The 14,411-nt window shown below is 72.7% G+C and carries 15 protein-coding genes; 14 read left to right on the forward strand and 1 reads right to left on the reverse strand.

What is annotated here, in order from left to right; translation table 11 throughout:
• The 11 genes from ACFP3V_RS06145 to ACFP3V_RS06195 all read left to right on the forward strand — a co-directional run.
• Positions 1 to 1,319 (forward strand): DAK2 domain-containing protein (locus tag ACFP3V_RS06145; RefSeq protein ID WP_380580555.1); only part of this gene is annotated, 1,319 nt, incomplete at its 5' end.
• 59 nt (positions 1,320 to 1,378) lie between these two features.
• Positions 1,379 to 3,580, forward strand: coding sequence for an ATP-dependent DNA helicase RecG (recG, locus tag ACFP3V_RS06150; RefSeq protein ID WP_380580557.1), 2,202 nt, complete (start codon positions 1,379 to 1,381; stop codon positions 3,578 to 3,580).
• Positions 3,581 to 3,664: 84 nt separating this feature from the next.
• Entirely contained in the window at positions 3,665 to 4,183 is a 519-nt protein-coding gene (locus tag ACFP3V_RS06155; RefSeq protein ID WP_380580559.1) for a hypothetical protein, read from the forward strand.
• A 973-nt stretch (positions 4,184 to 5,156) separates the two neighbouring features.
• Positions 5,157 to 5,750: a 16S rRNA (guanine(966)-N(2))-methyltransferase RsmD gene (gene rsmD, locus ACFP3V_RS06160; protein ID WP_380580561.1), complete on the forward strand. Its 594-nt coding sequence runs from the start codon at positions 5,157 to 5,159 to the stop codon at positions 5,748 to 5,750.
• A gap of 18 nt (positions 5,751 to 5,768) precedes the next feature.
• A complete protein-coding gene (gene coaD / locus ACFP3V_RS06165) occupies positions 5,769 to 6,281 on the forward strand; it encodes a pantetheine-phosphate adenylyltransferase (protein ID WP_380580670.1) in 513 nt (170 codons plus the stop codon).
• 93 nt (positions 6,282 to 6,374) lie between these two features.
• Positions 6,375 to 7,421: an ATP synthase F0 subunit B gene (locus ACFP3V_RS06170; RefSeq protein ID WP_380580563.1), complete on the forward strand. Its 1,047-nt coding sequence runs from the start codon at positions 6,375 to 6,377 to the stop codon at positions 7,419 to 7,421.
• 187 nt (positions 7,422 to 7,608) lie between these two features.
• Positions 7,609 to 8,169: a YceD family protein gene (locus tag ACFP3V_RS06175; RefSeq protein ID WP_380580565.1), complete on the forward strand. Its 561-nt coding sequence runs from the start codon at positions 7,609 to 7,611 to the stop codon at positions 8,167 to 8,169.
• A 2-nt stretch (positions 8,170 to 8,171) separates the two neighbouring features.
• A complete protein-coding gene (gene rpmF, locus ACFP3V_RS06180) occupies positions 8,172 to 8,345 on the forward strand; it encodes a 50S ribosomal protein L32 (RefSeq protein WP_380580567.1) in 174 nt (57 codons plus the stop codon).
• A gap of 17 nt (positions 8,346 to 8,362) precedes the next feature.
• Positions 8,363 to 9,121 carry a ribonuclease III gene (gene rnc / locus ACFP3V_RS06185; RefSeq protein ID WP_380580569.1) on the forward strand — a complete coding sequence of 253 codons (759 nt, stop codon included), beginning with the start codon at positions 8,363 to 8,365 and terminating at the stop codon, positions 9,119 to 9,121.
• Positions 9,114 to 9,986 (forward strand): bifunctional DNA-formamidopyrimidine glycosylase/DNA-(apurinic or apyrimidinic site) lyase, encoded by an 873-nt coding sequence (gene mutM / locus ACFP3V_RS06190; protein ID WP_380580571.1) that lies wholly within the window; start codon positions 9,114 to 9,116, stop codon positions 9,984 to 9,986. Before rnc ends, mutM begins: the two co-directional genes overlap by 8 nt.
• Positions 9,987 to 10,121: 135 nt before the next feature.
• Positions 10,122 to 10,664 (forward strand): hypothetical protein, encoded by a 543-nt coding sequence (locus ACFP3V_RS06195; RefSeq protein ID WP_380580574.1) that lies wholly within the window; start codon positions 10,122 to 10,124, stop codon positions 10,662 to 10,664.
• 497 nt (positions 10,665 to 11,161) lie between these two features.
• On the opposite strand, the gene ACFP3V_RS06200 is transcribed toward ACFP3V_RS06195, so the two are convergent.
• Positions 11,162 to 11,992: a CAP domain-containing protein gene (locus tag ACFP3V_RS06200; RefSeq protein ID WP_380580576.1), complete on the reverse strand. Its 831-nt coding sequence runs from the start codon at positions 11,990 to 11,992 to the stop codon at positions 11,162 to 11,164.
• A 143-nt stretch (positions 11,993 to 12,135) separates the two neighbouring features.
• Between ACFP3V_RS06200 and ACFP3V_RS06205 the strand changes: the two genes are divergently transcribed.
• The 3 genes from ACFP3V_RS06205 to ACFP3V_RS06215 all read left to right on the forward strand — a co-directional run.
• Positions 12,136 to 12,414, forward strand: coding sequence for an acylphosphatase (locus ACFP3V_RS06205; protein WP_380580577.1), 279 nt, complete (start codon positions 12,136 to 12,138; stop codon positions 12,412 to 12,414).
• A 311-nt stretch (positions 12,415 to 12,725) separates the two neighbouring features.
• Entirely contained in the window at positions 12,726 to 12,920 is a 195-nt protein-coding gene (locus ACFP3V_RS06210) for a hypothetical protein (protein ID WP_380580579.1), read from the forward strand.
• 268 nt (positions 12,921 to 13,188) lie between these two features.
• Positions 13,189 to 14,411: chromosome segregation SMC family protein (locus tag ACFP3V_RS06215; RefSeq protein WP_380580581.1), on the forward strand; the 1,223-nt coding region annotated here is incomplete at its 3' end.

Below are 14,411 nucleotides of genomic sequence, written 5' to 3' on the forward strand. Positions count from 1 at the left end.
CTCTCCGCGCGATGGCGCACGGTGCGCTGCTCGGGGCCCGCGGGAACTCGGGCGTGATCCTCTCCCAGCTGCTGCGCGGCATCGCCGCCACGCTCTCCGCCGCNGCCGTCGCCGCGGCCGCCGCCGACGCCGTCGCGGCGCTGCCCTCGGACGCCGGTCTCGCCGCCGTCGCCGAGGAGGCGCACCGCGCGGCCCGGGCCGCGCTGGCGCGCACGCCAGGGCAGTTGGACGTGCTGGCCCGGGCGGGCGTCGTGGACGCGGGCGGTCGTGGCCTGGTCGCCGTGCTCGGCGCGCTCGCCGACGCGCTCAGCGGCAACCGGCCGCTGGGCCCCCTGGCCCTGGCTGCTGACGGGCTGTCAGAGGCCCAGCTGCCGCACACGCCGCACGTGATCGCCCCCGGAAGCCCGGCCTACGAGGTCATCTACCTGCTGGACGCCGAGGACGCGGCGCTGCCTCCCCTGCGGGCCAGGCTGGGTGCGCTCGGCGACTCGCTCGTCGTGGTCGGCGGCGACGGGCTGTGGAACGTCCACGTGCACGTGGACGACCCCGGCGCCGCCGTCGAGGCGNTCGAGGCGGGGCGGCCGCACCGCATCCGCATCACGCACTTCGCCTCGGCCGCCGTCGAGGCGGGCAGGGCGGAGACCGAAGCGGCGGCGGACAGTCGCGGCGTCGTCAGCATCGTCCACGGCGAGGGGCTGGCCGGGCTGTGCGCGGACGCGGGGGCGGCCGTGCTGCACGCCGATCCGGACCGGGCCCCGACCACTGGCGAGCTGGCCGCGGCGGTCCGCGGCACCGGGGCCCGCGAGGTGGTGCTGCTGCTCAACGACGCCGAGCTGCGCGCCGCCGCGGGCGCGGCGGCGGAGCAGTTGCGGCGGGAGGGCATCCGGCTGGCGGTGATCCCGACCCGCTCGCCGGTCCAGGGCCTCGCCGCCCTGGCCGTGCACGAGCCCGGCCGGCGGTTCGACGAGGACGTGGTCGCCATGACCTCGGCGGCGGGAGCCACCCGTTACGCCGAACTCGCCGTCGCGGAGGGCGAGTCCTGGACCATGGCCGGGGTCTGCCAGGCCGGGGACGTGCTCGGGCTCATCGACGACGACGTGGCCGTGATCGGCGAGGACCCGGAGCGGACCGCGTCCGTGGTGCTGGACCGGATGCTCGCGGCGGGCGGCGAACTGGTCACCCTGATCCTCGGCGACGACCTGCCGAAGAGCGTCGCGGAATCCCTGGTGTCCCACGTGCGCCGCACCAACCCCGTCGTGGACACCGTCGTCTACGAGGGCGGCCAGCAGTCCTCGCTGCTCCTGATCGGCGTGGAGTAGCCGGGCACGGCGGCCCGGGCTGGGGCCTCCCGTCAGGGGGAGGTGCTAGGACTGTAGGCGTGTCCGCGCTCGAAGAACCCCTGAAGAAGCTCGTCGGCGGCGCCTCGGCCAAGCAGCTCGCCGAGGGGCTGGACCTGCACACCGTCGGAGACCTGCTGCACCACTTCCCGCGCCGCTACACGGAGCGGGGCGAGCTCACCCGCCTGGACGAGCTGGAGCTCGACGAGCAGGTCACCGTCGTGGCCCGGATCGAGAAGACGACGCTGATCCCCTTCCGGGGCGCGAAGAAGGGCAACCGCCTCGAGGTCGTCGTCACCGACGGGCGCGGGCGGCTCAGCCTCACCTGGTTCAACCAGCCCTGGCGCAAGGAGCAGCTGGTCCCCGGCCGCAGCGGCATGTTCGCCGGCACGGTCAGTGTCTTCAACCGGACCCGGCAACTGACCAACCCGGACTACGAGCTGTTCGGCAGCGACACCGACCCGGACGCGGTGGACGAGTTCGCCGGGCGGCTGATCCCGGTCTATCCGGCGACGGCCAAGCTGCCCTCATGGAAGATCGCCAAGGCCGTGAACGCGCTCCTCCCGGTCGTGGACTGGGACGCGCTCGAGGACCCGCTGCCGCCCCAACTGCTCTCGCACAAGGGGCTGTTGCCGCTGCGTCAGGCGCTGGAGCAGATCCACCGGCCGCGCAACCGGGCCGAGGTGGAGGCCGCGAGGTCCCGGCTCAAGTGGGACGAGGCCTTCGTTCTGCAGACCGCGCTCGCCCTCCGGCGTGCGGACGACTCCGCGCGCCCTGCCGTACCGCGTGTGCCCCGGCCCGGGGGCCTGCTGGACGCGTTCGACGCCCGGCTCCCGTTCGAGCTGACGGCGGGTCAGCAGAAGGTCTCCGCCGAGATCCTGGGCGACCTGGCCGCGGAGCACCCGATGCACCGGCTGCTCCAGGGCGAGGTCGGCTCCGGCAAGACCATGGTCGCCCTGCGCGCCATGCTCGCGGTCGTCGACGCGGGCGGCCAGGCCGCGCTGCTGGCGCCCACCGAGGTGCTGGCGCAGCAGCACCACCGCAGCATCACCGAGATGATGGGCGACCTCGCCGAGGGCGGCATGCTCGGAGGCTCCGAGGTCGGCACGAAGGTCGCCCTGCTCACCGGCTCGATGGGCGTCCCCGCCCGCCGTGCCGCGCTGCTGGACCTGGTCAGCGGGGACGCCGGGATCGTCATCGGCACGCACGCGCTGATCGAGGACGTGGTGCAGTTCCACGACCTGGGCCTGGTCGTCGTGGACGAGCAGCACCGGTTCGGCGTCGAGCAGCGGGACGCCCTCCGCGCCAAGGGCGAACGCCCGCCGCACCTGCTGGTGATGACGGCCACGCCGATCCCCCGCACGGTCGCGATGACGGTCTTCGGGGACCTGGAGACCTCGGTGCTGGACCAGCTTCCGGCCGGGCGCTCGCCGATCGCGTCGCACGTCGTCCCGGTCGCGGAGAAGCCCAACTTCCTGGCGCGGGCCTGGGAACGGGTCCGGGAGGAGGTGGCCCAGGGGCACCAGGCGTACGTCGTCTGCCCCCGGATCGGGGACGAGGAGGACGAGAAGAAGCAGAAGAAGGCCGCCAGGTCCGGTGCCGGTTCCGGCGCGGACGGGGAGGACCGGCGTCCGCCGCTGGCGGTGCTGGAGGTCGCCGAGCAGCTGGGCGCCGGACCGCTGGCCGGCCTGCGCCTCGGCATCCTGCACGGCCGGATGGCCCCGGACGCGAAGGACGACGTCATGCGCCGTTTCGCGGCCGGCGAGGTGGATGTCCTCGTGGCGACCACGGTCATCGAGGTGGGCGTCAACGTCCCGAACGCGACGGTGATGGTCATCATGGACGCCGACCGCTTTGGCGTCTCCCAACTCCACCAGCTGCGCGGGCGCGTGGGCCGCGGCAGCGCGCCGGGCCTGTGCCTGCTCGTCACCGACCTGCCCGGCGGCACCGCCACCAGGGCCCGGCTGGAGGCGGTGGCGGCCACCCTGGACGGCTTCGAGCTCTCCCGGATCGACCTCGAACAGCGCCGCGAGGGCGACGTGTTGGGCCAGGCGCAGTCGGGCGTGAAGTCCTCGCTGCGGGTGCTCTCGGTCCTGGACGACGAGGACGTCATCGCCGAGGCGCGGGCGGAGGCGAGCCGGCTCGTCGAGCAGGACCCGGACCTGACGGCCCATCCGGCGCTGCGCGGGGCGTTGCACAGCCTGCTCGCCGCGGACCGCGCGGACTTCCTGGAGAAGGGCTGAACGCCCGTTCCGGGACCGGGAATTGTCAGTGCCCCCTGCGAGAATGGGAACTGTTCAGGAGCCCACCTGGCAGGGGGTACTTCCATGGCATTCCGTCACCTCAACGAGCTTCCGCTGGGGGACAAGGTCTTCCGCATCGAGCTCTCCAGCGAGGACGACCGCGAGGTCGCCCTCACCCTCACCGGCTGGCGCGAGGGCGCGCCCGGCGAGCCCATCGCCTCGGGCCGGCTGCGCCTCCCGGTCGAGGACACCGCCTCGCTCCGGATCGCACTCAACCGCGCCCTGCGCGCGCTGGCCATCGTCGCCGACGTCTCCGAGCCCATCCCCGACCGTGACGTGCTGCGCGAGCTCTACCCGGGCCACGGCGCGCCGTGGGTCCCGCAGCACGAGGAGGAGTTGGTCCGCAGGTTCCACGAGGGCGAGACCGTCGCCCGGATAGCCGCCCGCTTCGGGCGCACGCCCGATTCCGTCCGCACCAAGCTGCGCGAGCTCGGCCACGACCCCCGCCGCCCGGAGTACTGCCCGCCCGACGGCTGCCTCTCCTGGTCCCGCTACGCCTCCCCGGCGCTGCTGGGCGCAGGTGACGCCCCGTCAGAGCCCTGACCGCCCAGGGCCCTCCGGCACCACCGTCCCGGAGGGCCCGCCTTCCGCTCCGGACCGTTCGGGCCACCGCTGTGGGGCCTATCTCGCGCTCCGGGCCCTTCGGCACGATTACCCCGGTGGGTTCACCGTCGGCGCTGGACCGTTCGGGCCACCGCTGTGGGGGCCTATCTCGCGCTCCGGGCCCTTCGGCACGATTACCCCGGTGGGTTCACCGTCGGCGCTGGACCGTTCGGGCCACCGCTGTGGGGGCCTATCTCGCGCTCCGGGCCCTTCGGCACGATTACCCCGGTGGGTTCACCGTCGGCGCTGGACCGTTCGGGCCACCGCTGTGGGGGCCTATCTCGCGCTCCGGGCCCTTCGGCACGATTACCCCGGTGGGTTCACCGTCGGCTCCGGACCGTTCGGGCCACCGCTGTGGGGGCCCATCTCCCGTTCCGGGCCCTCCGGCACGATTACCCCGGTGGGTTCACCATCGGCGCTGGACCGTTCGGGCCACCGCCGTGGGGGCCAATCTCGCGCTCCGGGCCCTTCGGAAGACCCCCGTGGAGGGCCCGCCCTTCCGTCGCGCGCCGTCCGGATCACCGCTTCGGAGGGCACATCCTCCTCGCCCGGCGGGGGAGACCACTCCGATCTGCGCCCCCTGACCCGAAGCCGCCCGGGCGGTCCGGTGCAGGGGGCGGTTCGGGTTCAGCCCACGGGCGGGCCGCCGTGCCCGGGTTGGCGAAGGTGGTCCCGCAGGGCTCGCAGGGCTCGCGGGGCGACGCGCCTGATCCCCGGTTCTCCGCCCGCCTCACGAAACCGGCCTGCGGCCGCCCTCTGCCCGGAGGGCCTGGCGGTGCCGGCTGCCCTGAGCGGGCNCCTCGCAGGGGCCACTGACGGCGCAGTGGAGCTGGGGCTCCGGGGTCGGCGGAGCCGTCAGCGGATAGCGTGGGGGCGACCGCAGGCACTCAGTTCCGAAGGTGTGAGCAGCGCAATGACCCGCGTCATCGCCGGGGCGGCCCGGGGCCGCCGGCTGGCCGTACCGCCAGGGGAGGGCACCCGCCCCACCTCCGACCGTGCGCGGGAGGCGCTCTTCTCCACGCTGGAGTCGCTGCGCGGCTCCCTCTCCGGCGCCCGGGTGCTCGACCTGTTCGCAGGTTCGGGCGCCGTGGGCCTGGAGGCGCTCTCCCGCGGCGCGGCGCACACGCTGCTCGTCGACGCCGACCCGGCAGCGGTCAAGGCCATCACCGCCAACATCCGCAGCCTCCGCCTGCCCGGGGCGGAGGTCCGCTCCGGCAAGGCCGAGCGTGTCCTCGCCGGGGAGCCTCCCCGCATGCCCTACGACGTCGTCTTCCTCGACCCGCCCTACGCCGTCCCGGACGCCGCGTTGCGCGAGATGCTGATCACACTCGCCCGCCAGGGCTGGATCACGGACGACGCGATCGCCACTGTGGAGCGCAGCACCAGGGGCGGTGAATTCGCCTGGCCGGAGGGCTTTCTGGCGATCCGTGAGCGACGTTACGGCGAGGCCACCCTCTGGTACGGGCGTGCTGCCGCCGCCACCGCCGTCGACGAAGCCGGGGAGTGAGTGAGAGAGATGAGCCAGATGTCCACCGAACGCCGTGCCGTGTGTCCGGGGTCCTTCGACCCGATCACCAACGGACATCTCGACATCATCGAGCGCGCCTCCCGGCTCTACGACACCGTCTACGTCGCCGTCGCGATCAACCGCTCCAAGGCGGGGCTGTTCACCGTGGAGGAGCGGATCGACATGATCCGCGAGGCCACCGCCGGCTACGGCAACGTCCGGGTCGAGTCCCACCAGGGGCTGCTGGTGGACTTCTGCAAGGAGCGGGAGATCCCGGCCATCGTCAAGGGCCTGCGCGCGGTCTCCGACTTCGACTACGAGCTGCAGATGGCCCAGATGAACCACGGCCTGACCGGAGTCGAGACGCTCTTCGTGCCCACCAGCCCGACCTGGTCCTTCCTCTCCTCCTCCCTGGTCAAGGAGGTCGCCGGCTACGGGGGCGACGTCTCCCACCTGGTGCCGGAGCTGGTCTTCCGCCGGCTCACCGCGCGAATCGCCGAGCGCAGGGCGGACCAGCAGGGCAAGTCGTAGTTCTGCCCGCCCGTGGCGGTGGCGGGACAGTCGGGCCGAGTAGAGTGCGGTTCCCGAAAAGGTCCGAACGCTCCCCACGGAAAGCGTGATCCAGTGGACGTGCAGCAGAAGCTCGACCAGCTCACCGCCATGGTCGAGGGCGCCCGTTCGATGCCCATGTCGGCATCCATCGTGGTCAACAAGACCGAGCTGATGACCCTGCTGGCGGAGCTGCGCGAGGCGCTGCCGAGCGAGATCGCGCAGGCCCAGCAGACCGTCCAGCAGGGCGACCTGGTCGTCGAGGAGGCCCGCCGCGAGGCGGAGCAGATCGTCGCCGCCGCCCACCAGGAGCGGCAGCAGCTGATCTCGGGCACGGACATCGCGCTGCACGCCCAGGCGGAGGCGGACCGGATCCTCGGCGAGGCCCGGGCCGAGGCCGAGGAGCAGCGCCGCGAGGCCGACGACTACGTCGACAGCAAGCTGGCCAACTTCGAGGTCGTGCTGACCAAGACGCTGGGGGCCATCTCCCGCGGCCGCGCCAAGCTGGCCGCAAGCGGCGCCCCGGTCGAGGGCGAGGACGGCGAGGAGTTCACCCAGGACGCCTTCCGCTCGCCCTCGCCCGAGGTGGACGAGTACGTGGACGTCAAGCTGGCCACGTTGGAGGCCGCGCTCGGCAAGACCCTGGAGGCCGTCGGCCGCGGCCGCGACAAGCTGCTCGGCAAGAAGCCCATCGACGAGCTGGCCGACTACCTGGCCGCCGCCGACCAGCACAGCGGGAACACGGTCGAGCAGGGCGACGCCCGCCAGGCCGCCGTCGCCGCCGAGCTGGCCCAGCAGGGCCTGCTGCCGCAGCAGGAGCTGACCCCGCAGACCACCGTCGAGTACTGGCAGCCCCCGCAGCCGGACCAGTACGGCTACGACACCGTCTACGAGCAGCAGCAGTACGCCCCACACCAGCCTCAGCAGGGCTACGACCCCTACTACCCGCAGCAGCCCGCCGCCGGGTACGAGGGCTACGACGCCTACGGCCAGCCGGTGCCGCAGGCTCAGCCGGTCCAGCAGGTGCACATCCCGGCCCAGCAGCTGGACGAGACCAGCTTCTTCGACACGAGCTTCATCGACGTCAGCAAGCTGCGCGAGTACGGCCAGGGCCACCACTGACCCCGGTGGTTGGGACCGGGTTCCCCGGTCCGGTATCCTGACCACTCCGGACTTGTGCCGGAACTGTCGGCTGCCCGGAACGCGCCGAGCCGAGTACCACCGTAGAGAGCAGGAAGCCCTGAACCGCCTCGACCACCGCAACCCGCTTGTGTTCGACACACACGAGCTGGGCCGTCGGCCTGGGGCGATGCGCACGGTGACCCGCTCGGTGCCGGCCCCGGCGGACCTCGGCAACGAGGTCATCGCCGTTCCCGAGGGCAGCCCGATCGAGCTCGAGCTCCGCCTGGAGTCGGTGATCGAGGGAGTACTCGTCACGGGTACCGCCTCGGCCTCCGCGAAGGGCGAGTGCGTACGCTGTCTGGAGCCCGTCGAGGAGGACCTCGACGTGCGTTTCCAGGAGCTGTACTACTACCCCGAGGCGGCCGACCGCTTCGGGGGCGTCTCCGACTCCGACGAGGAGGAGGAAGACGAAGAGGCTTCCCGGCTGGAGGGCGACCTGTTCGACCTCGAGCCGGTGCTGCGTGACGCGGTGGTGCTCGCACTGCCGCTGCAGCCGGTGGACCAGGACGACTGCCTGGGCCTGTGCTCCGAATGCGGGGCGCGGCTCTCGGACGACCCGGACCACCACCACGACGCCGTCGACCCCCGGTGGGCGGCACTGCAGGGACTGTCGGCCGCGACCTCCGGGGCCGACGACGAAGATGCCAGCGGTACCCGGGAGGGTGCCGCCGAGAACCAGGAGAAATAGCCGTGGCTGTTCCCAAGCGGAAGATGTCGCGCAGCAACACGCGCCACCGCCGTTCGCAGTGGAAGGCCACTGCTCCCGCGCTCGTGGCGTGCGAGGCCTGCCACCAGCCGAAGCTGGGTCACATCGCGTGCCCGAGCTGCGGTACCTACAACCGCCGTCAGGTCCTGTCGGTCTGACGGCTGGAGCTCACACGATGTCAGCGTCTGCGTCGCACGCCGGCACCGGGTACAGCGTTCTGGAGGGACGGCTCGGCTACACCATCGAGCCGTCCCTTCTGACGCGGGCGATGACCCACCGCTCCTTCGCCTACGAGAACGGCGGACTGCCCACCAACGAGCGCCTGGAGTTCCTGGGCGACTCGGTACTGGGCCTGGTGGTCACCGACACGTTGTACCGGGTCCACCCCGACCTCCCGGAGGGCCAGCTGGCGAAGCTGCGCGCCGCGGTGGTCAACTCCCGCGCGCTGGCGCAGGTCGCCCGGGGCCTCGGCCTCGGCGAGTTCATCCGGCTCGGCCGCGGCGAGGAGGGCACGGGCGGACGGGACAAGAACTCGATCCTCGCGGACACCCTCGAAGCGGTGATCGGCGCGGTCTACCTGGACTGCGGCCTGGACAGCGCGAGCGAACTCGTGCACCGCCTCTTCGACCCGCTGATCGAGCACTCCTCCAACCTCGGCGCCGGCCTGGACTGGAAGACCAGCCTGCAGGAGCTGACCGCGACGGTCGGCATCGGCGTCCCCGAGTACGTGGTGACCGAGTCCGGTCCGGACCACGAGAAGAGCTTCACCGCCGCTGCCCGCGTCGGCGGCCAGGACTACGGCGAGGGCCACGGCCGCTCGAAGAAGGAAGCCGAGCAGAAGGCCGCGCAGAGCGCCTACCTCGCCATCCGCGACAAGTACGGCGACGAGCCGGTGGCCGCCCCCGGGGTCGGCCCGGCGCCCGAAGGTGCCTGAGCTCCCCGAGGTCGAGGTGGTCCGCCGCGGCCTCGACAAGTGGGCCAGCGGACGGACCGTCAGTTCCGTCCAGGTGCTGCACCCGCGGGCCATCCGCCGTCACCAGGGCACCGCCCAGGACTTCGCCGCCCAGCTGGTCGGCCGCACGCTCGGCCCCGCGCAGCGCCGCGGCAAGTACCTCTGGCTGCCGCTCCCCGGCACCGGCTCCTCGCTGCTGGGCCACCTGGGCATGAGCGGCCAGCTGCTGATCCAGCCCGAGGAGGCCCCGGAGGAGACGCACCTGCGGGTGCGCGTCCGCTTCGCGGACACCCTCGGCACCGAACTGCGCTTCGTCGACCAGCGCACCTTCGGCGGCCTCGCGGTGGAGGACGCCGACCCCGCCGATCCCGACGCGGCGCCGGTCTCGCTCGCGCACATCGCCCGCGACCCGCTGGACCCGCGCTTCGACGACGACGCCTTCCTCGCGGCACTGCGCCGCCGCAGCTCGGGCGTGAAGCGGGCGCTGCTGGACCAGAGCCTGATCAGCGGCGTCGGCAACATCTACGCCGACGAGGCGCTGTGGCGGGCCCGGCTGCACTACGACCGCCCGGCGGACACCCTGCGCCGCCCCCAGGCCGAGCTGCTGCTGGCCTCCGCCCGCGAGGTCATGTCGGCGGCCCTGGCCGTCGGCGGCACCTCCTTCGACAGCCTCTACGTCAATGTGAACGGCGAGTCCGGCTACTTCTCGCGCTCGCTGGACGCCTACGGCCGCGAGGGCGAGCCCTGCAACCGCTGCGCGACGCCGATGCGCCGCGCGGCGTGGATGAACCGCTCCAGCTACTTCTGCCCCCGCTGCCAGAAGCTGCCGCGCCCGCGCACGAGTTGAGCCCCGCGATCCAGGGACGGCGGTCCGGCGCGCACAACACCCCTGTCCGCCACGCCGTTCGGCACGCAGCGCCGCGGAGGCGGGACTAGGATCGCGCTGCCGCAGGGCGGGAGCCCGGGCCGGGGGAGGGACGTCATGGCGCTCGACGAGAGCGAGTACGGCACGATCACTCTGACGCGCGCCCGCGGCGGCTACCGCGACGCCCTGCGCCGCTACCGGGTCCTGCTCGACGGTGCGCAGGTCGGCCTGATCAGCCGCGGACGGTCCCTCTGCTTTCAGGTGCCACCCGGCGACCACCAGCTGCAACTGAGAATCGACTGGTGCGCGAGCCCGTCGGTCACGGCGGAGGTGGGGCCGGGACAGGCGGTCCACTACAGCTGCGCACCCGGCGGCGACCCCGCGCAGGGGCTCGACGGCAGCGTCCTGGGCCTGGCGTCCTACATCGAGCTGCGCCGGGTCCCCGCCGAGGCCGTCGTCCTGAGCGCCACCCTTCCGGCGAAGCTCCGACTCCACCTCGCGCTCACGTTCGTCGCCTTCCTGAGCCTGCTGGTCTTCCCCGCCGCCTTGATCTGGCGTGCCACCGGCATCGCCCCCCACGGGGCCGACGTCGCCGCCGCCGCGAGCATGGCCTGCTTTCTCGTCAGCTGCGTCCTCAGACGCGCGAGCCGGCCCCACTGACTGCGGTTCCCGCCGCTCGACTGCCTCGCTACCGCTGACGGAGCGCGGCCGTGGCAGGTGACCTGACGGAGCGTCGGGCCAGGTGCCGCGGAGGTGCCTGGTTCGGGGCCCTCTCGGGAGCCGAAGACGTGACGTCCCGAGTCGCTGACCTGCGAGACAGCTGTCGCTCACACGGGCCTGCGATCGAGTGGTCGGCGGTTGTCGTTTGTCGGGTGACGTCTATTCACTTCGCATGGCCGCCCAGCGACGGCCCAACTGCGCCTGGCTCGTTCCGCCGCATCCCGGTCCGCTGTGGGGCGTCAAGTGCCGGTGCGCTTGCGGCGACACTCGTGGAGCCCCTGGACCGGAACGCCCAGCAGTCCGGCCACGTCCTCCGGGGTCGGATTGCCGGATTCCGGGCAGCCGCGGATGCGGTCGTCGCTCCTCTCGGCGAGCGGGAGCGGATGGCGCCCGGGGACGGCCCAGGGCACCGGGCAGGTCTTTGACCTGACGCTTTCTCAGAAGCCGAAGTCCTGCGTCCACCACGGGCCGCCGGGGGCGAAGTAGGCGCCGACACCGAGGGAGTGGTAGCTGCAGTTGAGGATGTTGGCGCGGTGGCCCGGGCTGTGCATCCAGGCGTCCATGACGGCCGCCGGGGTCTGCTGGCCGCGGGCGATGTTCTCGCCGCCGAGGTTGGTGATGCCGAGGGCCTTGGCGCGGTCCCAGGGGGTCTTCCCGTCGGGATCGGTGTGGCTGAAGAAGTTGCGCACCGCCATCTCGTGGCTGAACGACTGGGCCAGGCCGTCGAGGGGTTTGCTCGCCTTGAGCGCGCCGCAACCCGCCTGCGCCCGTTGGATGTTGACCAGGCGGAGGACCTCCGCCTGCGCCGCGGCGACCGGGTCGGCAGTGGTCGCGGGGGTGCTCGGCGTCGAGACGGCGGCGACGTGGGAGGCCGTGGCGGAGGGCGGGGCCGGGCTGGGGTCCGCCGAGGCGGACGGGGAGGCGGGACGGGACGATGCGGATGGGGCCGGTGTGACCCGGGTCGTGCCGGCGACCACCGGTGCCGCGCCGGAGGCGGCGGTCGAGGGCGAGGTCGGGTGCCCGCCCGGAGTGGTCGAGGCGACGGCCTGAGTGGCCGAGTCGCCGCTCAGGGCAAGGGACTTGGAGACTCCCGGCGGAAGCGGCACCACCCCGCCGAGTACGCCCCCCGCGCCGGCCGCCAGCAGCAGGCAGCACAGCAGCAGCGAGCCGCGCAGGCGCTTGGCGCGCCTCCTGCGGCGGGAGTTGGCCGCGCGGCGGCTGTCGGCCGGAACCGGGGCTGGGGCAGGGGTGCGCGCATGTCGCGGCATCTGTGCTGTCGCCTCCTCGTGGCCCCCCGACCCGACAGGCTCGACCCTGTCGCTCACCCGTGGGGGTGATGGTCGGCAGCGTAGGGCATTCCGGGCGGCGGTGGCACGAAGAGGCGGGGAGGCCGGGTGGGAGGATTGTGTGCATGGGTGAACAGGTCCGGATGACCGCGTGGGTGCGGGGGCAGGTGCAGCAGGTGGGCTTCCGCTGGTGGACCCGGTCCCGCGCGCTGGAGATCGGGCTCAGCGGCTACGCCTCCAACCTCTCCGACGGCCGGGTCCAGGTCGTGGCAGAGGGCAGCCGGGAGGACTGCGAGAAACTGCTCGATCTGCTGCGCCACGGAGACACGCCCGGCCGCGTGGACGGCGTCACCGAGATCTGGGCCACACCGGACGGCGGCTACGACGGCTTCGCGATCCGCTGAGGCGGTCGGCCGTCACCGAGACGCAGATCACTGTTGCGCTGCGTCGCCGCACGTGGTTGACTCCGCAGTCAAACAGGTCCACGGGCCGGAGTCGGCGTGAGGTGTCCGCCGAGAGGGCGTGCGCGCGGTGGTAGCGCGCCGTGATCGTGTTGACCGTATTCGCGTTTGGTGAGACGCTGAAAACCCGCGCACCCGTACGTTCTGCCCAAGGCGAACAGGCCCCGAGCGCTTAGGCGGCGCACCGGGCGCGGACCCACACCCCACACGACCCACTCCAGCGGTCGGTTACACAGCGTGGAGGACCCTTCATCATGGCAAAGGCGCTTCTCGGTTACGTCGGCGGACCCGACCCCCGACTGCTCGCCGAGATGCGGCGTCTCCAGCAGCGCGTGCAGGACCTGGAATCCGAGCTCCTTCGGATGCAGGCCGAGAACGAGGCGCTGCAGACCGTCGCGGACCACGAGCAGCTGCTCCGCATTGACGCAGCCCAGGCGGTTCCGGCGTGACCTGACCTTTCCGCGAGGTCAGGCCGAACGGCCGTCATCAGGTAGTGCTAGGGACGCCTTTCCGAGGCGTCCCTTCGTCATGTCCGGGGTTTCCGCGAGCGTCCGAGAACCGGCCGCCGAGCTGCCTCCGAGATCGTCGTTGACCTCTCAACTGAGAAGTGCCCTGTCCTGCGGAGACTGAAACCGGGCTGTCTCCAGGGCTGCGTCAGCGGCTGCCGTTACTGTGTCCCCGTCCCCGGACAGCGAACGGAACGAGGAGGCGGGGCCCGTGCATCTGAAGAGCCTCACCCTGCGCGGCTTCAAGTCCTTCGCCTCCGCGACCACGCTCCGCTTCGAGCCGGGCATCACCTGCGTCGTGGGCCCCAACGGGTCCGGCAAGTCGAACGTGGTGGACGCGCTGTCCTGGGTCATGGGGGAGCAGGGCGCCAAGTCGCTGCGCGGCGGCAAGATGGAGGACGTCATCTTCGCCGGCACCACGGGCAGGCCGCCGCTGGGCCGCGCCGAGGTCGCGCTGACGATCGACAACTCGGACGGCGCGCTGCCCATCGACTACACCGAGGTCACCATCTCGCGGACGATGTTCCGCAACGGCGGCAGCGAGTACGCGATCAACGGGGACACCTGCCGCCTGCTCGACATCCAGGAGCTGCTGTCCGACTCCGGCATCGGCCGTGAGATGCACGTCATCGTCGGCCAGGGCCAGCTGGACTCGGTGCTGCACGCGGACCCGATGGGCCGCCGCGCTTTCATCGAGGAGGCCGCCGGCGTCCTCAAGCACCGCAAGCGGAAGGAGAAGGCGCTGCGGAAGCTGGACGCGATGCAGGCCAATCTCACCCGCGTCCAGGATCTGGTGAACGAGCTGCGACGGCAGTTGAAGCCGCTGGGCAGGCAGGCCCAGATCGCCCGCCGGGCCGCGGTGATCCAGGCCGACCTGCGTGACGCCCGGCTGCGGCTGCTCGCGGACGACCTGGTGACGCTGCGCAGGGCGGTCGAGGAGGAGATCGCCGACGAGATGGCGCTGCGGTTGCGGCGCAGCGGCGTCGAGCAGGAGCTGGCTGCGCTGCAGCAGCGGGAGGCGGTGCTGGAGGCGCAGGTCGGTCAGCTGGGGCCGCGGGTCGAGGCGGCGCAGCAGACCTGGTTCGACCTGTCGGGGCTGGCCGAGCGGGTGCGCGGGACGATCGGCCTGGCCGAGGCCCGCCTGCGGCACGCCCAGTCCCCGCAGGCCGAGGAGCGTCGCGGGCGCGACCCCGAGGACATGGAGCGGGAGGCCGCCCGGATCCGCGAGCAGGAGGCCGAGCTGGGCGCGGCGCTGGAGGAGGCGCAGTACGCCCTGGCGGAGTCGGTGGAGCGGAGGGCCGAGCTGGAGCGGCAGCTGGCCGACGCGGAGCGGGAACTCCGGGCCGCCGCACGGGCGTTGGCCGACCGTCGGGAGGGGCTGGCCCGTCTGCAGGGCAAGGTCGCGGCGGCCCGCTCGCGGGCGGCGGGGGCCGG

Source organism: Streptacidiphilus monticola (genome assembly GCF_042658505.1).
In the GTDB taxonomy this organism is placed as follows: domain Bacteria; phylum Actinomycetota; class Actinomycetes; order Streptomycetales; family Streptomycetaceae; genus Streptacidiphilus; species Streptacidiphilus monticola.

Excerpts from the sequence above, each read along its gene's own strand:
- ACFP3V_RS06210 (WP_380580579.1), top strand. The coding sequence starts at position 12,726 with ATGGCAAAGGCGCTTCTCGGTTACGTCGGCGGACCCGACCCCCGACTG.
- ACFP3V_RS06175 (WP_380580565.1), top strand. The coding sequence starts at position 7,609 with ATGCGCACGGTGACCCGCTCGGTGCCGGCCCCGGCGGACCTCGGCAAC.
- ACFP3V_RS06195 (WP_380580574.1), top strand. The coding sequence starts at position 10,122 with ATGGCGCTCGACGAGAGCGAGTACGGCACGATCACTCTGACGCGCGCC.
- rsmD (WP_380580561.1), top strand. The coding sequence starts at position 5,157 with ATGACCCGCGTCATCGCCGGGGCGGCCCGGGGCCGCCGGCTGGCCGTA.
- rnc (WP_380580569.1), top strand. The coding sequence starts at position 8,363 with ATGTCAGCGTCTGCGTCGCACGCCGGCACCGGGTACAGCGTTCTGGAG.
- ACFP3V_RS06200 (WP_380580576.1), bottom strand. The coding sequence starts at position 11,992 with ATGCCGCGACATGCGCGCACCCCTGCCCCAGCCCCGGTTCCGGCCGAC.
- ACFP3V_RS06155 (WP_380580559.1), top strand. The coding sequence starts at position 3,665 with ATGGCATTCCGTCACCTCAACGAGCTTCCGCTGGGGGACAAGGTCTTC.
- coaD (WP_380580670.1), top strand. The coding sequence starts at position 5,769 with ATGTCCACCGAACGCCGTGCCGTGTGTCCGGGGTCCTTCGACCCGATC.
- ACFP3V_RS06205 (WP_380580577.1), top strand. The coding sequence starts at position 12,136 with ATGGGTGAACAGGTCCGGATGACCGCGTGGGTGCGGGGGCAGGTGCAG.